This window comes from Alkalihalobacillus sp. CinArs1, assembly GCF_947387515.1.
Classification (GTDB): Bacteria; Bacillota; Bacilli; order Bacillales; family Guptibacillaceae; genus Guptibacillus.
In genome coordinates this window covers 60,629-77,800 of record NZ_CANDOB010000004.1, presented here as the reverse complement: position 1 = coordinate 77,800, position 17,172 = coordinate 60,629, and the positions used below count along the sequence as shown (strand labels likewise).

Below are 17,172 nucleotides of genomic sequence, written 5' to 3'. Positions count from 1 at the left end.
CCCCTTTATTTTAATGTAGGGAGCGTTACCGTAACGGTCGTTCCCAAACCAATCGTACTTTCATACGATATTTTTCCATTCATATTTCTTATGAGTCTATTTGTTATCATCGTACCTAACCCAGTACCTTTTGATTTCGTAGTGTAAAAAGGAAGGCCGATCTTTTTTAGCTCTTCATCACTCATGCCAGATCCATTGTCTTTTATAACGATATCGACCGTGTTTCTCTTTGTTCCATTCTGCAGAGAGATTTCGATCAGTCCATCTTTCTCTATCGCTTCGATGGAATTCTTAATTAGATTGATCAAACACTGTTTCATCTCTTGAGGATTGGTTAAGATCCTGAAATCACCGTTCTCTTCGTAAGAAATTTTAACAGCATGGTAAACCCCTAGAACGGATGTCAACTCGATCGTATCACTGACAACTTTATTTAAATGGACCTCAACATGATCCAACTTTGTTGGTTTGATGAGAGTCAGGTAATCGGTAATAATTTTATTCGTTCGATCGATTTCATCTAGCATCAGTGGCGCATATTTTTTCACCTGCTGATCTTTTGCACCTGTAGAAATAAATTGAAGAAGTCCCCTAACCGTTGTGAGTGGATTTCTGATCTCGTGGGCAATTGAAGCAGCCATTTTTCCGGCAACAGAAAGTTTTTCAAGATAGACTGTCTCCTCGAGCTGGAGGTTAATGATAACAAGTTTCTCCGTTAAATAGAAAATAAAAAAATAGGCGATTGCAAAAGACAGAAAATAGATCGGATAAAAGTACGGTTCTGATGGTTTTACTAACCATAAGATGATCGATATATAAGTAATGATAAAGATACTGCCTACTTTTAAGATAACATTCCATTTCTGGATCGACCTTTCGAATAGACCTCTATATCCCCAAGCTAAGACAAATGCAATGATCGCTAAACTGACACCTACATAAGCGAACTCCCCGCCCATTGAGAATCGAGTGATCGAGATAACGACAGCACAGATGACTCCCGGGACTGCTCCTCCATATAACGTAACAAGAATGAGAGGAACCACCCGCAGGTCAAATACAGTATCTCCGAATTTTTCTAACGGAAACAGCATACACAAAAGGGCCATTAAGGAGCTAATCACACCATATAAGATTTTATCTTTTAAACTTAACGACCTTGACCGTGTAAAAGGCATGACCATGTTCCAGATAAATAGCACTGAAAATAGCATCGCAATATTCACAAGTAGAGGTCTTGCCATATCTAACATTGCCAAGTCTCCTTTTTCTATATGTTGCCATTTCATTTTATCATTAGAGACGCAAAGAGACTATCCTATATACAGTTACTACTGCCGCACAAAAAAGATTCACCAATTGGTGAATCTACTTGTGACTACTGAGGTATGAAACGACTGATGTTACGGATTCGACTCCTTGATCGATACAATCAGGAAGCCCAACTCCTCCATAGGAAGCTCCTGCGAGAAAGACGCCAGGCATTTTACTTCTTAATCCTGTTTGTACTTCCTCAAAGCGGTTTCTATGTCCTACTTCATACTGCGGCATAGCCTCACGCCATCTCGTAATGCGGTAGAACTCTGGGTGCCCTTCAATTTCCATGATTTGATTCAAATCATTTAGAACGGTTTGGACAATTTCCTCATCGCTCTTCTCAACGATTTCTTCCTCACCCGCTCTACCTACGTAGCACCTAAGAAGGACTTTCCCTTTCGGTGCAGCATGCTGCCATTTTCGATGTGTCCACGTGCAAGCCGTAATCGTATAATCGGCATTTCTAGATACGACAAATCCTGTACCATCTAATGATTTCTTAACTGCTTCTTCCGGAAAAGCCATAGCTACTGTTGCCACCGTTGTTGAAGGCATATCTTCTAATGGAGCAACTTCCTCGTGATCCCTGAACATCTTTGTCACTTGCTGATGTGGAGTCGTAACGATCACAGCATCAGCCTCGATCTGTTCACCGCTCATCGTTGTAAGCTTATATGACTCCCCATCTTTTTCAATCGAATCAACTTTAGTATTTTTTCTAATATCTACTTCAGTTAGGTGATCTTCAATCGCCTTTACTAGCGATTGCAGCCCTGATTTAATCGTTAAAAACGCTGGTTTCTTTTTACCCGTTTTTCTCCTTGAAGCTGGCGTTGTCTTCTTCATCCCTAATATTAAACTACGATGCTTCTTTTCAACTTCATAGAATTGAGGAAACGTAGACATCAGACTCAATTTATCAATATTCCCAGCATAAATTCCTGATAATAATGGTTCGATCAAATTTTCAACGACTTCATTACCCAATCTTCTTCTGAAGAAAAGACCTAATGACTGGTCCTCGCCATGACTATCTCGTCTTGGGAGTGCTAGGTCGAGGGCTGCTCTTAGTTTTCCTTTCAAGCTGAATAAACGCGTCGAAACAAACGGAGCTACTTCCGTTGGTATCCCCATTACAGATCCACCAGGAATGGGAAAGAGCTGATCGTTATTTAAAATAAATGCGTTACCGGTCGAGTTCGGTACAAGCTGATCTTCTAGCCCTACCTCTTTCGCTAACGTCGCGGCACTCTTCTTTCTTGCTAGAAATGAATCAGGGCCTCTCTCGATCACAAAACCATTGGTTGTGTCGGTATAAATCTTCCCTCCGAGGCGTTCACTGCCTTCGAGAAGTGTAATCTGAAAAGGTTCGCCGGAGTCTTTCATTTCTTTCTGAAGATAGTACGCGGCAGTTAAGCCAGTGATACCCCCGCCAACTATCACAATTCGTTTTTCTTTATTATTCATGATTTATCATCTTCTTTTTTATTAATTCTTTTGTCACAACAGAAGCTAATATCTCTATAAATTCGTCTCGTGCATTCGGCATATCAGGCCTATGATAGGTAGCCCCTAGCTCATCTGTTACCTGTTTACATTCATAATCGTTGTCATAGAGTACTTCGAGATGATCTGCCACGAAACCAACCGGGCAATAAATGAACCCTGTATACCCTTCTTGTTCAAATAGATCCCGAGTTAAATCCTGAACGTCAGGACCGATCCAAGGTTCTGGTGTATTTCCTTCACTTTGCCACGCAACAGCATAATTTTGGATACCCGCTCTTGTAGCAATATGACTTGCAGTTTCTTCTAATTGGGAAGGATAAGGGTCTCCGTGTTGCAATACTTTCTCAGGTAAGCTATTAGCAGTAAAGATGACGACAGTCTTTTTCTTCTCCTTGTCATCTAGCTTTCTCAAACAGGAGTTTAGTTGTTCAACCCAGTATTGAATGAATTTTGGCTCTGTGTACCATTCGTCGATGCAGTGGATATGCGGGAACCCTAGCTTTGCAGCAGCCTTATTCGCTCTATCATTATAAGCTTGTACACTATAACTCGAATAATGTGGCGCAAGAACGATGCTGATCGCTTCTTGGATGCCATCTCTCTGCATATTTTTCACTGCATCTTCTACAAAGGGTTCGATATGCTTCAAGCCTAAATAGCTCTTAAACGCAATGTCTTCTCCAAAAAGCTCATTCATCCTGACCTCAAGCTTCTCAGATTGTTCTTTCGTAATCTCATACAGCGGAGAAATGCCCCCGATTGCCTCATACCGTTCAACTAGATCTTGTAGCATGTCCTCTGTCGGCCTTTTCCCTCTTCGAATATGAGTATAATATGGTTCGATTTCCGCTTCGTTCCGCGGTGTACCATAAGCCATTACAAGGAGACCTATTGTTCGTTTCGGCATAGTTTACCTCCCGTTCCCCTGCCTATTTCTTACTTGTATATTCGTGTACAAAACGAGTTAATCTCTGCAACGTTTCAACTTCAACTTGCGGGAATACACCATGACCGAGGTTGAAGATAAACCCAGGATCCTGCATCCCTTGATCTAAGATTTCTTTTGTACGCTCTTCGATCACGTCCCAAGGCGCAAGAAGCAATGCTGGCTCGAGGTTGCCCATAAGAGGTTTAGTGATTCCCTCTTTCACTCGTGCATTCTTAATCGTGATTCTCCAATCGATCCCAATCACATCGACAGGGAGCTTGTTCCATTCTTGAATAAGATGGCTCGCTCCGACACCGAAGATGATAAGAGGAACACCGGTCTCTCTAAGACTAGAGAAAATACGATTCATGACTGGCGCTATGTACGTTCTATAATCAGCTTCGTTTAGAGCTCCAACCCAAGAATCGAACAATTGAAGCGCCTGAGCGCCAGCTTGTACTTGGGCTTTAAGATACGCGATCGTCATATCTCCTAATTTATCCATAAGACGGTGCCATGCTTCAGGATCTGAGTACATAAGCGCTTTCGTTTTGTAATAGTTTTTAGAAGGGCCGCCTTCTATCATATAACTAGCAACGGTAAAAGGAGCACCACTGAAACCGATCAAAGGTACAGATAACTCTTCACGAAGCATCTTGATCGTTTCCATGACATACGGAACATCCTTAAGCGGATCTAACTCTCCTAGTCGATCGATATCTGATACGGTGCGGATCGGGTTGTCGATTACAGGACCAATCCCTTTTTTAATTTCAACATCGACTCCGATTGATGGAAGTGGAGTCATGATATCTGCAAATAGGATCGCCGCATCTACACCTAGCTGCTCGACGGCAAACCTTGTTACTTCTGCAGCAACCTCTGGATTTAAGTTCATTTCATGAAAAGAGTACTTTTCTCTAATCTTTCTATATTCAGCCTGATATCGTCCAGCTTGTCTCATATACCAGACTGGCGTAAAATCTGTTTCCTCCCCGCGACATGCGCGAAGAAATTGATCATTGAATGGCGCTTTACTCATCGTTGTCCACCTTTCCCACACTCTTAGTGCTTTACGTTCATTTATGCATCCCTACATACTATAGCTGTGCATGTCTTACGTGTATAGTCATTGAAATAAACTGTCATAAAATTGTCCTTGTTTGATGCCGTTTACACTTCTTACCTTAACACACTGAAAACCTTGATTAAGAGGTATTATCACATTATTACCCTCTTTTGTAGATTACTACCCTGCTTCCTCTTCATTGCGGTCCATAAATCGATCAAAAAGACGGATCGACGTTTCATTCGAAGGCGTTCCTTCTTGGTCTGTAAGTGGATTAACAGGTACGACTTGATATGATACAGAGCCGAAGAAAGAAACGGAATGTTTCGTGTATTCGCCTTTTCCTGTCACTGAATCAATCTTCTTTCTGTTACCGTCTTTTACTTCATAGATGGCATACTCCACTCGATCATCTGAAGAAGCCGTCCATTTTAATGTTACTGCTGGTAGACCATATAAGAAATCGATATCAGCTTTTAAGTCATCGATTTCAGGAAGGTTGACAGGCTTCTCCATATCTTTTACATCTTCAGGTTTTTTAAAGGCCTTCGTTTTAGCTTCACTTGCGTTCACAACTTTTTTGAACAGCTGTACAGGATATTCGCTGCCGCCTTTGAGGTATTGGTCCTTTGTTGTTCTGTCATACCCCATCCAGACGGAGCCTACAATCTCTGGTGTGTAACCAACAAACCAAGCATCTCTAACGCCGCCTTTTACTCCTTCAAATGAAGTTGTTCCCGTTTTTCCTGCTAGAGCTGTGTTCACCTTACCACTTTGGGCAGTACCGTTCTTCACAACTCCTTCAAGAATACGCGTCATGTACCAAGCCGTTTGTTTTTTATAAACGGATTCTTTCTCAGGCTTTGCTTCACCTACAAGTTCACCATCGTGATTGTAGAGCTTCTCAATAAAATATGGTTCTATTCTTTCCCCTTGATAAGCAAAAGGTCGATATGCTTCCATCATTTCAAATGGAGTGACTCCCTTGTCGATGCCGCCAAGGGCAATCTTCAAATCTTGATCTTCAATCGAAATGCCGCTCTTTTCTAAATAAGATTTAGCATAAGAAATCCCGATCTCGTTTAAAAGCCAGACCGCTGGCGCATTCGCAGAAACTCTAACTGCGTCATACAGTGGCATCTCACCTGAGTATTGGCCATTGTAATTAGATGGTGAATAGCCGTTATACTCTTCTTTCTTATCTTGTAAAAGCGTGTAGGGCTCGTACTCTTTTTTATCGAGAGCCGGCCCATAGACAGCGATCGGTTTAAACGATGAGCCTGGCTGTCTTCGTGCATTCACATGGTTCAACCCTTTTTGAACGTAGTTCCTGCCCCCTTGAACAGCAAGTACACCACCGCTTTTAACATCCATCATCGTTAAAGCACCTTCTGGAGGCATGTTAGGATCGCTTCCTGGGAATAGCGCTTTATTCTGGAACTCTGTATATGCGGATTTCTGTAGCGTGACGTCCATTGGGACGACGATTTTATATCCGCCCCTTAATACTTCTTCATTCGAAAGGTTATATTTCGTTTTCGCCTCATCTAGTGTCATATCTACGTAAGTTAAAAACGAGGGATCTTTCGTGACCTCTGCGATGTCTAACGCCACCGTTTTCCCTTGTAAGCGAACAGCTTTTTCAGCGGTTAAATAGTCTTGCTTCTCCATAAGGGATAGAATCAGGTCTCTTCTTTCTTTACTCTTCTCCGGCTGATCGATCGGGGAATAGTTAGAAGGCGCCTTAGGAAGCCCTGCCAATAGCGCTCCTTCCTCTATGCTGAGTTCAGTCGTCTTCTTATTGAAATAGAGTTTAGAAGCGGACTGTATTCCATATGCACCGTGTCCAAAATAAATCTGATTCAAATACATCTCTAAGATTTTCTCTTTGCTGTAGTTGCGTTCAAGATTGATCGCAATCACGGCTTCTTTTGTTTTCCTTAACCAAGACTTATCGTTTGTTAAGAAGACGTTTTTTGCAAGCTGTTGCGTGATCGTACTACCGCCTTCAACTTTCTCACCTGCCAAGATATCTCGATATAATGCACGACCGATCGCTTTTATATCAAGTCCATGATGATCATAAAAGCGACTATCTTCCGTCGCAATAAAAGCTTCTTGTACGTGCTCTGGTATATCTTCGATCGATACAGGATCTCTATTTTCAATATATAGCTTTGTAATAAGCTCGTCTTTAGGTGTTACAAGCTTAGTCGCTGAATTCATCACAAGCTTTTTCTCATCGATCGCATAATTACCTGCAAGTAGAATGCCTAGATACCCTAGCAATCCTACTAGAAAAACAGCAATCGTCGCAATTAAGCCTATCCCTAGCTTTTTCATTATGTACGGCACCCTCCTTACAAGTCGAATAAAATTAAGCTTACATCACCGACTATGTTTTTTGTACATCATAATTTGACAGTTCTGTTTAGTTTTCGCCAAAAATGGGTAAAGTATCAGGCGTTTCCTATCTTATTGTAGAAAGGGTGTATAGCATGAAGGTTTATGTTACATACGGTACATACGATTACTTATTAAAAATAAAAGAAGAGAATAACGAAGAGATGTTTTTATTAGTTGATGATGACGGTGCAGAACTCTATCACCAAACCGCATCACAACCCGTTTTTAAAAGTGGGAAAGAGTATGACATACTCGACCAAAAAGGGAATGTTACTGAACCTAGATTTGTCGTCTTAAACCATATACCAGTGGAAGAAAGCGAACGCCCAACCTTTGAAGATCGATTCAAAAACAGGGCAGGAAAGGTTGAAAACGAACCCGGCTGTGAAGGCATCAGAATTTTACGGCCCGTTGATCCTAATGACCCCTACATCGTCGCCACCTTCTGGCGTAGTGAGGACGACTTCAAAAACTGGCAATCCTCCGAAGCTTACAACACCGCTCATAAACACCGTAATACAGATAAAGGATTACCGAAAACAGTCTTCAGAGGCAAACCCTATGTTAAAACGTACCATGTCGATTCCCCAAGCGTTTAACTAGAACGACTCAAGGGTATTTTCATTACAGCAGAAATAATTATACAGGAGTGTTAGCACATGCTTGTAAGTGAAAATGAAGTTTATAAATACAATATCGATACAAGCGACGGAGAAAAAGGTGCGCTGAAAGAACTCTATTTTGATGACGAGCATTGGACAGTAAGGTACCTAGTTGTCGACACGCATAAATGGCTGCCTGGAAAAAAGGTGTTAATATCACCATACTCAATCGAAAAGCTTACTCATGATGAAGAAACAGTTTCCGTTTCACTTTCGACGGAGGAGCTAAAAAACAGCCCCTCGATCGATACGGATCAACCGATATCTAGAAAGCATGAAATGTCTATGAACAAGCATTACGGCTGGCCTTACTATTGGGTAGGCACAGGCGCATGGGGGAGCGGGATGCACCCTAACCCTCACATGGACGTTCAAGAACTTGAAGTCTCTTATAAGGAAACTAGCGATGAAGATAACCATCTTCGCAGTACGAAAGAAGTTTCGAATTATCATATACAAGCAATCGATGGCGAAATCGGCCATGTTGATGATTTTATCTTTGACGATGAAACATGGAAGCTTAGATATTTTGTTGTAGATACGAAAAACTTTTTAAGTGGAAAGAAAGTATTGTTATCTACCGAATGGATTGAAGACATCCATTGGAATGACCGTAGTGTAGTCGTAAATGTACCGAAAGACAAAATAGAAAATGCCCCAGAGTATCTATTGAACGAGCGCCTTACCCGACGATTTGAAGAAGATCTCTATACTCATTACGGGAAAACAGGATACTGGAAATTTTAAATAAAGGGCGAGGTGGATACCATCTCGCTTTTTTCCCTTACTATTCTTCATGACACCGCAAGCGGTCTTTGTGAATACTAGCCGAAAAATAGTTTTTTTCAATCAACTGCATTTACGTTTGCAGTAATCGATTACGTTAGGAGACTTGTTATGGCAAATGAAGATAAATCGAAACAGCAGGAAGGAAAAGCAGCATATCCTGAAAGACAATTTTATTTTCCTGCTCAAATCGTTGAAACCTTTATCGTTAAGGGCGAGTCTCATAGTGCAAGACCACTCAACAGGCAGTTTATCTTATCGATATTAGCAGGAGCTTTCGTTACCTTTGGTTCGATCCTATCTGTCCTCATCGCTTTAGGGGTGGAAACGAAAGGCATACATAATCTTCTTGCAGGAGCAGGTTTTGTAACAGGCTATGCTATCGTGTTCATCTCAGGAGCGATTTTGTTCACAGAAGTAAACGTCTTGTTACCAAGCTATATACTGCAAAGAAAGTTCTGGATTCCAAAACAGCTCATGAAGTTTTGGGTAGTTTGCTATATTGGTAATTTAATTGGAGCACTTTTAGTCGGAGGTTTAGTGGTACTATCAGGTTCACTATCACCTGAATTCTATACAGAGTTAAACGTTTATATCGAACATAAGATGAAGTTTTTATCGGAAGGAACGAAAGGATGGTTTCAGATTCTGCTATCTGGGGTCATCGCAAACTGGCTGATCGGGATGGCAGCATTCCTTGCAACTGCAGCCAGAGACTTAACAGGAAAAGTACTCGCTACGGCGCTCCCAGTCATCATATTCGTGGCAGGGAATTTCCAACATAGTGTAGCCAACATGGGTTATTTCGGTACGGCTATTTTTAATAAGGGAGAATATACGTGGGTGGAGTTTCTATTCTTCAACCTAGTCCCTGCTAGTATAGGTAACCTTATAGGCGGAGGAGTATTAGTAGCACTTACGTTCACTTATGCTTATAAACAAGAAATCAATGAAGAGCATTTTCCTCGAGAAGAAGCTTAAGTTATTTAGGGAATACTAATCCAAAAACCATATGAAAGGAGAGCTTCCACTTTGGCGCATGCAGCCCTGATTCTAAATCCTAATGCTGGTAATCAAAAAATGATAAAGCAAATCGATACGATTAAAACGAGGCTCGATGAACACTATCAGCAATTTACGTTTTATGAAACCGAATATCCAGGACATGGAGCTGAGATTGTCGACGAGATTAATGAAGAAGTGGATATCATTATCGGAGCCGGTGGAGATGGAACGATCTATGAATTAGCAAATGCACTCTGCAGCAAGCAGAACCGCCCAACCTTTGGAATCATCCCCGGTGGAACGTGTAATGATTTCTCAAGAGCGATAGGAATCAATCAGAATCCGATTCTGGCCGTTGAACAAATCATCCAGAACATCACGAAAACCATCGACGTCGGACGTTCAGATAAAGAGTACTTCCTAAACTTTTGGGGCATCGGGATGATCACACAGGCTTCTGAAAATATCGATCCGAATACAAAAGAACTGTTCGGAAGGCTGTCGTATTATATCAGCTCTGCTCAGACGATCAACAACCCTTCTCCATTCCATCTTAAAGTGGAGGCAGAAGAGCACCAATTTGAGGGCGAAGCAGTGATGATGCTTGTAGGAAACGGACCATTTACAGGAGGCATACAGGCTTTCTTCCCTGAGAACAATCTTACGGATGGTAAATTCGACGTGTTGATCATTAAAGAATCGTCCCTTCCTACATTTTGGTCATTCTTTCAATCTAAGTTCACAAAGGAACCTGCTTTGCATGAAGATATCATCCATTACCAAACGAGAGAATTGCGTATTTCCGCAGATCCAGAACAGAAAATTGATTGTGACGGAGAGCGAAACTACACGACCCCTTCCACATTAGAACTACTTCCGGAACACTTGACCGTCCTCGCAGGAGAAGTATAGGTTTTAGGTGACAGGCACCTGTCGAATCTTCGCATAAACAAAAGCCGCTGAAAACTCAGCGGCTTTTGTTATCTTCGTTTAATACCATTCTTACAAGAAGATGAGCTAAAGCATGACGGTGCTCTTTTTCACCTACGAGCCATAGTTCTTGAAGAAGCTTTTCTTCTCTGTTCTTAGGCTCTTCTTTGTGAGCTAAGTAATCAGCCACTTTCTCTGCAGCTTGAGCTAATCTTTCTTCACTCAGTCCAAGCTTTTCACCCACTTCTACTTTATCAGCAAGGTACCCTTTGAAATGTTCAAAATTACTTAAAATATCATCGATTCGATCCTCACTAATACGATCCATCGTGTCGTCCACTTTTTTTAGATCTAATTCACTGTTTTTGTTTACAAGGTGATTTTTCTCACTCATACCTATACACTCCTTAGCTGTCCATTACAGACAGTGACTTTTCAATAAATGCAGGGATATCATCTGGGTTTCTACTGCTGACTAATGTTCCACCACATACGACAACTTCTTCATCGAAAACATTCGCTCCAGCATACTTTAGATCTGTTTGGATCGACTTGAACCCTGTAATGTTGCGACCATGTAGCGCTTCTGCAGTAATTAGCAGTTGTGGACCATGGCAAATCACAAGTGTCTTCTTATTCAAATACATCATTTTCTTCGTAAAGTTTACAAAGCGATCGTCGGCTCGTAATTCATCTGGAGAGAATCCTCCTGGAATGAATAACACATCAAAATCCTCTGCATTTACATCGTCGATTCCTTTGTCTGATGTGACCGTAGCGTCTTGTTGCTTCCCAGTTAACGATTCACCTGCTTTATGACTGATAACAGTCAATTCATGACCAGCATTGCTGAATTGCTCAGCCGGTTTTGTATACTCCACATCTTCAAACATGTTTGTCATAAGTACCGCTATTTTACTCAAGGTAAGTCCTCCTTCTGTTTAACCATCTAGTTGGACTATTACCCCTTCAACACCGATGCAAACATGAGAGTATGTAGCACCAATTATTCTTTCCATGTTTTATTAAATTCATGAATGGGTAAAAATAAGGTGGAACGAATTTTGTATAGAAAGGGTGTTTTGAATGGAAGACAAGAAACAGGAGCTAATCGAAGGGTTAAATGAAGACCTAGCGAACGAATATGCTGCGAGTATCATGTATACGTACAATGCGGCAGTTGTATCCGGCTTGTACCGTCAAACGTTGAAACCTTTCTTTGAAGGTGAAATAGCTGATGAGCAGGGCCACGCACTGTATCTTGCAGAAAAAATCAAGGTGCTCGGTGGTACACCAACAACGAAACCAGCGGAAGTTAAACAACTAAGTGATGTTAAGGAAATGCTCTTAGAAGCAAGAAGAGCTGAAAAAGATACGATCGACCGCTATGAAAAGCGAAAAGTCCAAGCTGAAGAGCTAGGGTACACGGAGCTTGTTGTAAAGCTGGACGATATGATCTCTGACGAAACGCATCACATGGAAGAGATGGATCGCATCCTAAGCGACGCTCGCTTTGAATAATGTGAAAAGAGCCGGCCATTTTGGCCGGCTCTTTTGCAATTTATGAGGAAGCGAGCATTCTGTAGCGATAGGCATTCATAGCAGTTTCACCTAGCCAATCGATAAAGTGGTAATTAACGAACGCTCCAACGATCGCACCAAAACCTGGAATCATTTGAAGTAGCTTCGGTAGATCAATATAATCCCTGTATTCAAGCTGAAACGACTTCCAGTTGTGTTCCTCATTAAAGAAATCTTTCTCTTTATAAAGGTGGCTCGTCTCTTCCCAATTCTTTAGTCGTTTGAAAATTTCTTTACGGGTTTTATCTGAAGAAAAAGCAAGTTGAAAGATGGTAAGGATGAAAACTCTCTCCTCAAATCGCCTTGCATCGTACCCATAAATACTAGCAAGGTCAAACAAAAACTTCATCTTGATGGACAATAGTAATGGAAAATCTGCTAGCCCTAACAGTATGCCTCCTGCTCCAGTTCCTGCTCCTTCAACAGCGGCAACTCGTTTGAAAGTGGCCGTTGCTTCCTTCGCCAATCTGTCCCTCTCTTTTAGTGAGAGATTCTGTAATGGCTCTTTCACTGCGTACGTATTGCCAGCAAGCACGCCTTCCACCATCGTTCGAATACTATTCGTCACAACAGTGTGGACACGCTCAGGTATCGCATCGTTCACTTTGTTTTGAAGTTTTTTAGTAGCTCTAGAGTATAATGGAGCTTTACGCGTCATCTTTTTTTCCCAAATAAAGAGTTCATCTCTCAATTCTTCTTCATAGCTGTTCATTGCAATCTTCCTTTACGGATCAGATTGGTGGTGCTTTTTGTTTCTTCGTAGTAGCGAATAGGACGGTTAGAATTCCAACCAAACATATTACAAGAAACGTGATTACGTCTCGTTCTAAAATAAGTGTGACCAACGCAAACAAGGCAGCTTGAATTCCTAGTAAGCGTCTTAACATTTTGTTGAATGCACGATCTTTTTGGTCCTCCGGAAGGGGATAAAGCTTTATCATCACGTGTGCTGAATAGTGAGGATATAATGTGCGCAGCTGTGTAGCCGTCAAATAGATAAATAGCCCTGCCCCAATTACCTTACCTATCGTCCCTGGAACGAAGACCACGACCAACAGACCGATGATCGCTAGGCGCAGATAGATTCCAAGGTATTCATTGCTTCGTACAAACGCTTTTTGATAAAGCTTTTCGTAAACCGTATCATTCGGAAGGAGTTTTTCAGCGATCGAACTGATCATTCTTCTTCCTTTAACAGACTGTTTTAGTTTCGGAACGTCTGTAAATAGATTTGCTGTTCGATAAAATTTCATACTTTGCTTCTCATCTAAAGCAAGAAGCTTCTCCCATTTAACCGAATACTTTCGATTAAGGGGATAAAACACAAACCATAAGAGACTAACGAGCGCTATAGCAGTCAGAGCAACAACGATCAAAGATGCTTGAACGAGAACGAAGTACGTAAACAGTAACGTAGCCACTGTGCGTAACCCTACGAATCCAGCAACAGATCGATGTGCAGGTAAATGTAATTCCATCCATTTCATGAAGATGTTTAGTGCTTTCAGTAATAACATGATCGCGATCACGAAAACGTAATATGCGGTCCCCGCTGCCATTTCATGCTGATACAACGGGGCAAGGATTACCATCGCAACAATCGTGATGAACGCCTGAAGCATAAAGCTATAGAGTAGTGATCGGTTAAAATAGTCTTTTAGATTTCTTTCTGCAGGTAATAAGAATACAAGATCAGCTTCTGATAGAAAGAACCTTAGAGGGGACCTTACGATTACAAAAGAAGCGATGATCGTGATAACAGCAATGCCTGGAAACGCTTCGGGCAGTACCTTGAGTAATTCACTATAATAATATGCGCCAAAGATAAGGGTCAGGACGAGCGTAAATAGAAAGCTGCTATTACCGATTAACCGGAAGTAACGAAGCGCAATCTTCCAAAAGGCACCCGCTCTTTCCTTCCACAGGGTCTCGAACTGCATCATTTCTCGCTCCTGGTCGCTTCGATATAGATGTCATCCAATGTAGCGTCCTTACGCCCGATTTGTTTCTGAAGCTCCGCCATTGTTCCTGACATAACAATGACACCATCATGTAGGATGATGAAGCGATCACAGTATCGTTCAGCTGTAGAAAGAATATGAGTAGACATCAATACGCCAGCACCCTTCTCTTTCACTTGGACCATCATATCCAAGAAAGACTGGATGCCGATCGGATCGAGTCCGACAAACGGTTCATCGACAATATAGAGAGAAGGTTGAACAAGGAAAGCACACATGATCATAACCTTCTGCCTCATCCCTTTTGAAAAGTGACCCGGAAACCAGCTTTTCATATTCGTCATTCGAAACTCTTTCAAAAGACCATCTGCCCTTTGTTCCCAACCCTCTTCCAAGTCGTACGCAAGAGCAGTCAATTGTAAATGCTCCCAAAGCGTCAATTCATCGTACAATAAAGGTGTTTCAGGTATGTAGGAAAATTGTTTTCGGTACTTATCTTTGTTTTCACTGAAAGTATTACCTGCAACACGGATGTTTCCTTTCATAGGATCAAGCAGACCAAGAACATGCTTAATAGTGGTACTTTTTCCTGCTCCGTTCAAACCGATCAATCCTACGATCTCATTCGCATTCACATTTAAAGAAAGATCATGCAAAACAGGTTTATTTGCCTGGTATCCACCAGTTAAATTGTTCACTTCTAAGATCGAATTCGACATAATGACCCTCTCATTTCTGTATTTGACTCCATTTTAACAAACTTTGATTACCTCGGTGAAACGACTACGCTTCTGGTAGCGGCGTCGGAGTTGGTTTGCCATAACCAACCTTATACGTCTCATCGATGAACGCTCGAATGTCTTTAACCGACTTTCCATTTTCTTTCATTTCAATGGCTTTCACAGCGATGTCAAGACAAACGCCGCACTTCGTACCATGGTCATCCCAAGTAGTACGTTCAGCTGTTTTGTCATGTACAAAGCAGTCGTAATTATTCATGTGACCTGCCGTGTCTCCACAACCGCAATAACATGGTATGTGTTGTAATAAATCTTCCTCCGACTCTACTTTTGAATAGATTGCCTGTACTGTATCGTGTTTATCTTCAAGGAATGTAGGGAGTTCGTTAGATGCTGTTGTTTCCCGTATATCTCCATTACTTAAATGTTCTTGGATATGACTTTCATTATTATTGCACCCCGTCATAACGGAAACGATAAGAATCCCTACTATTGCTAGAAAACGAAACTTCATTTGTCTCTCCTCCATTTTATAAATCTGTACACATCATATCTTGATTAAACGAAGGAATCCAGATTTTCATAAGAATATTCGCAAAACAGTTGAATAGTTTGTTCTATTTCCGAGCAACCTAGTACGGAGTGTGACGTCTTCCCTGAAACTAGTTACGCTCATGGCTCTGCACCCCCGGCAGAGCCTTATTTGATTTTTCAATAAACATGAAAAATATGGTACGATAAACAAAAATGATGAAAGGAAGATCGTAATGAGTCATTCTCCTGACTGTATTTTTTGTAAAATCATTAATGGCGATATTCCATCAGCTAAAGTTTATGAATCAGAAGATGTTTTAGCTTTTCTAGACCTCACCCAGGTAACGGAGGGGCACACACTAGTCATTCCAAAGAAACATAAGCAAAACATTTATGAGTTAGATTCTGATACAGCATCAAAGCTCTTTGAAGCTGTTCCTGAAATTGCAAATGCATTAAAAGCAAATTTTGCACCTGAAGGTATGAATATATTAAATAACAATGAAGCGATTGCTGGACAATCTGTGTTTCACTATCACCTTCACCTTATTCCACGCTATGGGAAAGGCGATGGATTCGGCGCTGTCTGGAAAACACACGAAAGTGAATACGATGCCGAGAAGCTACAGAAGCTTGCAGAAGGAATTCGCTCACAATTTAAGTAATACAAAAAAGGAGGCAAACGCCTCCTTTTTTATTTACATGACCTTTTCATTTCCTTCAACGTGTGAAACCCTGTTGGCTCTACCCAATCTGAATGGTCGAACTTCTCCTCCATGCCAGCCAGGAGTGTAGATACTTTTGACTGAAGGATCGAGTTCCAACGAAGTTCATGTATGAACTCCTCCCTATGCCCCTCATATCCCATCAGTCCTTTCAGTTCATTCAACAAGTCAGCCTGCCACATGGATGGCAAAGGCGATTGCCCCGGGATATCCATAAACCGTACCATTGAACCCTCTCTTAACAATGCATGAGGATAATAGTAAGCATATACCCGTTCAAATCGCTCACCTGTCGTTAGCATAAGCTTTTCGCCTTGGTGCTCCCTAAGAACATAGCTGCCTTCTGTACGGTTCAATAGCTCGAGTTGTTCACGCTCAACAAAGGTAACCCAAACCTCTGTTTTAGCACCTGTAACCGGGGCGATTACTGCCGGAAGTGCTCCATATGGTGCTAGAAACGATCCTGCAACGACATCGGTATCTACGATGTTTGCACGGAAAAACAAGATAAAGTCGTTTAAATCTGGATTAAGGCTGAATTTATATTTTAATTGCGCCAAACAAACGTTAGAACCATATGCCAGTAAAGGAATCCGATCTTCAATGGAAGTAAGCCCTTCACTCTTCAGCAATTCATTAACTGTCAACTTTGTTGGTGAGGAAAAAGATAGTGTTCCCGTTACTTCTTCCCCCATAGAGTATTGAACAACTTGTTCTTCGATTGGGACATTTTGCTGTTCATCAATTCTATGAGCTTTTCCGTTATGATAAACGAACGAAGAAGATGGCCTGGGTCCTGGATAAATATCTGGATGGTCGTATGGTCCGATATGAATTGGTTTATTTTCTCGGTACATGTTATGGTTCACTCCTTTTTCATTCGTTCCTATTAGGATAGCAAAACAATGCAAGTTATCAAAAAGTTAAAGCGAAATCTTTTATAAGATTCAGAAAAAATATAGCGATAAGGTTTCGATAATGATAGGATAATTACAAACAAAATAGGTTATCGCATTACT

The 17,172-nt window shown here is 41.3% G+C and carries 18 protein-coding genes; 6 read left to right on the top strand and 12 right to left on the bottom strand.

Annotated features, from left to right (window positions below; all coding sequences use genetic code 11):
• Window positions 1–5: 5 nt before the first annotated feature.
• The 5 genes from PFZ69_RS17860 to PFZ69_RS17840 all read right to left on the bottom strand — a co-directional run bounded on the left by PFZ69_RS17860 (window position 6) and on the right by PFZ69_RS17840 (window position 7,166).
• On the bottom strand, window positions 6–1,253 hold the full coding sequence (locus PFZ69_RS17860; RefSeq protein ID WP_270182461.1) for an ATP-binding protein: 1,248 nt from the start codon (window positions 1,251–1,253) through the stop codon (window positions 6–8).
• Between the two features lie 115 nt (window positions 1,254–1,368).
• Window positions 1,369–2,784, bottom strand: a complete 1,416-nt coding sequence (hemY, locus tag PFZ69_RS17855) for a protoporphyrinogen oxidase (RefSeq protein WP_270182460.1) — start codon at window positions 2,782–2,784, stop codon at window positions 1,369–1,371.
• Window positions 2,777–3,733 (bottom strand): ferrochelatase, encoded by a 957-nt coding sequence (gene hemH / locus PFZ69_RS17850; RefSeq protein WP_270182459.1) that lies wholly within the window; start codon window positions 3,731–3,733, stop codon window positions 2,777–2,779. The genes hemY and hemH overlap by 8 nt, the downstream gene beginning before the upstream one ends.
• Before the next feature lie 22 nt (window positions 3,734–3,755).
• Window positions 3,756–4,796 (bottom strand): uroporphyrinogen decarboxylase, encoded by a 1,041-nt coding sequence (hemE, locus tag PFZ69_RS17845; RefSeq protein ID WP_270182458.1) that lies wholly within the window; start codon window positions 4,794–4,796, stop codon window positions 3,756–3,758.
• 207 nt (window positions 4,797–5,003) lie between these two features.
• A complete protein-coding gene (locus PFZ69_RS17840) occupies window positions 5,004–7,166 on the bottom strand; it encodes a transglycosylase domain-containing protein (RefSeq protein ID WP_270182457.1) in 2,163 nt (720 codons plus the stop codon).
• Between the two features lie 155 nt (window positions 7,167–7,321).
• On the opposite strand from PFZ69_RS17840, the gene PFZ69_RS17835 reads away from it, so the two are divergent.
• The 4 genes from PFZ69_RS17835 to PFZ69_RS17820 all read left to right on the top strand — a co-directional run bounded on the left by PFZ69_RS17835 (window position 7,322) and on the right by PFZ69_RS17820 (window position 10,594).
• The gene (locus PFZ69_RS17835) at window positions 7,322–7,828 is read left to right on the top strand and encodes an antibiotic biosynthesis monooxygenase family protein (RefSeq protein ID WP_270182456.1); all 507 of its coding nucleotides are present in this window, start codon (window positions 7,322–7,324) and stop codon (window positions 7,826–7,828) included.
• 60 nt (window positions 7,829–7,888) lie between these two features.
• Window positions 7,889–8,638: a PRC-barrel domain-containing protein gene (locus PFZ69_RS17830; RefSeq protein ID WP_270182455.1), complete on the top strand. Its 750-nt coding sequence runs from the start codon at window positions 7,889–7,891 to the stop codon at window positions 8,636–8,638.
• A 150-nt stretch (window positions 8,639–8,788) separates the two neighbouring features.
• On the top strand, window positions 8,789–9,658 hold the full coding sequence (locus PFZ69_RS17825; protein ID WP_270182454.1) for a formate/nitrite transporter family protein: 870 nt from the start codon (window positions 8,789–8,791) through the stop codon (window positions 9,656–9,658).
• 51 nt (window positions 9,659–9,709) lie between these two features.
• Window positions 9,710–10,594 carry a diacylglycerol/lipid kinase family protein gene (locus tag PFZ69_RS17820; protein WP_270182453.1) on the top strand — a complete coding sequence of 295 codons (885 nt, stop codon included), beginning with the start codon at window positions 9,710–9,712 and terminating at the stop codon, window positions 10,592–10,594.
• A gap of 55 nt (window positions 10,595–10,649) precedes the next feature.
• Here PFZ69_RS17820 and PFZ69_RS17815 read toward each other — a convergent pair whose 3' ends face one another.
• Together PFZ69_RS17815 and PFZ69_RS17810 are read right to left on the bottom strand one after the other, a co-directional pair.
• On the bottom strand, window positions 10,650–11,006 hold the full coding sequence (locus tag PFZ69_RS17815; protein WP_270182452.1) for a DUF3243 domain-containing protein: 357 nt from the start codon (window positions 11,004–11,006) through the stop codon (window positions 10,650–10,652).
• 13 nt (window positions 11,007–11,019) lie between these two features.
• Window positions 11,020–11,535 carry a type 1 glutamine amidotransferase domain-containing protein gene (locus tag PFZ69_RS17810; RefSeq protein WP_270182451.1) on the bottom strand — a complete coding sequence of 172 codons (516 nt, stop codon included), beginning with the start codon at window positions 11,533–11,535 and terminating at the stop codon, window positions 11,020–11,022.
• Window positions 11,536–11,698: 163 nt separating this feature from the next.
• On the opposite strand from PFZ69_RS17810, the gene PFZ69_RS17805 reads away from it, so the two are divergent.
• On the top strand, window positions 11,699–12,133 hold the full coding sequence (locus PFZ69_RS17805) for a ferritin-like domain-containing protein (RefSeq protein WP_270182450.1): 435 nt from the start codon (window positions 11,699–11,701) through the stop codon (window positions 12,131–12,133).
• A gap of 40 nt (window positions 12,134–12,173) precedes the next feature.
• Here PFZ69_RS17805 and PFZ69_RS17800 read toward each other — a convergent pair whose 3' ends face one another.
• The 4 genes from PFZ69_RS17800 to PFZ69_RS17785 form a co-directional block, all read right to left on the bottom strand.
• The gene (locus PFZ69_RS17800) at window positions 12,174–12,905 is read right to left on the bottom strand and encodes an EcsC family protein (protein WP_270182449.1); all 732 of its coding nucleotides are present in this window, start codon (window positions 12,903–12,905) and stop codon (window positions 12,174–12,176) included.
• Between the two features lie 19 nt (window positions 12,906–12,924).
• Complete coding sequence (locus tag PFZ69_RS17795; RefSeq protein ID WP_270182448.1) at window positions 12,925–14,136, bottom strand: ABC transporter permease; 1,212 nt, start codon at window positions 14,134–14,136, stop codon at window positions 12,925–12,927.
• A complete protein-coding gene (locus PFZ69_RS17790; protein ID WP_270182447.1) occupies window positions 14,133–14,873 on the bottom strand; it encodes an ABC transporter ATP-binding protein in 741 nt (246 codons plus the stop codon). Before PFZ69_RS17790 ends, PFZ69_RS17795 begins: the two co-directional genes overlap by 4 nt.
• A gap of 64 nt (window positions 14,874–14,937) precedes the next feature.
• Window positions 14,938–15,408, bottom strand: a complete 471-nt coding sequence (locus PFZ69_RS17785) for a PCYCGC motif-containing (lipo)protein (protein WP_270182446.1) — start codon at window positions 15,406–15,408, stop codon at window positions 14,938–14,940.
• 253 nt (window positions 15,409–15,661) lie between these two features.
• On the opposite strand from PFZ69_RS17785, the gene PFZ69_RS17780 reads away from it, so the two are divergent.
• Window positions 15,662–16,093, top strand: a complete 432-nt coding sequence (locus tag PFZ69_RS17780) for an HIT family protein (protein ID WP_270182445.1) — start codon at window positions 15,662–15,664, stop codon at window positions 16,091–16,093.
• Window positions 16,094–16,122: 29 nt separating this feature from the next.
• On the opposite strand, the gene PFZ69_RS17775 is transcribed toward PFZ69_RS17780, so the two are convergent.
• Window positions 16,123–17,010: a hypothetical protein gene (locus tag PFZ69_RS17775; protein ID WP_270182444.1), complete on the bottom strand. Its 888-nt coding sequence runs from the start codon at window positions 17,008–17,010 to the stop codon at window positions 16,123–16,125.
• Window positions 17,011–17,172: the final 162 nt, after the last annotated feature.

Excerpts from the sequence above, each read along its gene's own strand:
- PFZ69_RS17785 (WP_270182446.1), bottom strand. The coding sequence starts at position 15,408 with ATGAAGTTTCGTTTTCTAGCAATAGTAGGGATTCTTATCGTTTCCGTT.
- PFZ69_RS17780 (WP_270182445.1), top strand. The coding sequence starts at position 15,662 with ATGAGTCATTCTCCTGACTGTATTTTTTGTAAAATCATTAATGGCGAT.
- hemH (WP_270182459.1), bottom strand. The coding sequence starts at position 3,733 with ATGCCGAAACGAACAATAGGTCTCCTTGTAATGGCTTATGGTACACCG.
- PFZ69_RS17795 (WP_270182448.1), bottom strand. The coding sequence starts at position 14,136 with ATGATGCAGTTCGAGACCCTGTGGAAGGAAAGAGCGGGTGCCTTTTGG.
- PFZ69_RS17860 (WP_270182461.1), bottom strand. The coding sequence starts at position 1,253 with ATGTTAGATATGGCAAGACCTCTACTTGTGAATATTGCGATGCTATTT.
- PFZ69_RS17805 (WP_270182450.1), top strand. The coding sequence starts at position 11,699 with ATGGAAGACAAGAAACAGGAGCTAATCGAAGGGTTAAATGAAGACCTA.
- PFZ69_RS17790 (WP_270182447.1), bottom strand. The coding sequence starts at position 14,873 with ATGTCGAATTCGATCTTAGAAGTGAACAATTTAACTGGTGGATACCAG.
- PFZ69_RS17825 (WP_270182454.1), top strand. The coding sequence starts at position 8,789 with ATGGCAAATGAAGATAAATCGAAACAGCAGGAAGGAAAAGCAGCATAT.
- hemE (WP_270182458.1), bottom strand. The coding sequence starts at position 4,796 with ATGAGTAAAGCGCCATTCAATGATCAATTTCTTCGCGCATGTCGCGGG.
- PFZ69_RS17840 (WP_270182457.1), bottom strand. The coding sequence starts at position 7,166 with ATGAAAAAGCTAGGGATAGGCTTAATTGCGACGATTGCTGTTTTTCTA.
- hemY (WP_270182460.1), bottom strand. The coding sequence starts at position 2,784 with ATGAATAATAAAGAAAAACGAATTGTGATAGTTGGCGGGGGTATCACT.
- PFZ69_RS17815 (WP_270182452.1), bottom strand. The coding sequence starts at position 11,006 with ATGAGTGAGAAAAATCACCTTGTAAACAAAAACAGTGAATTAGATCTA.
- PFZ69_RS17775 (WP_270182444.1), bottom strand. The coding sequence starts at position 17,010 with ATGTACCGAGAAAATAAACCAATTCATATCGGACCATACGACCATCCA.
- PFZ69_RS17830 (WP_270182455.1), top strand. The coding sequence starts at position 7,889 with ATGCTTGTAAGTGAAAATGAAGTTTATAAATACAATATCGATACAAGC.
- PFZ69_RS17800 (WP_270182449.1), bottom strand. The coding sequence starts at position 12,905 with ATGAACAGCTATGAAGAAGAATTGAGAGATGAACTCTTTATTTGGGAA.
- PFZ69_RS17835 (WP_270182456.1), top strand. The coding sequence starts at position 7,322 with ATGAAGGTTTATGTTACATACGGTACATACGATTACTTATTAAAAATA.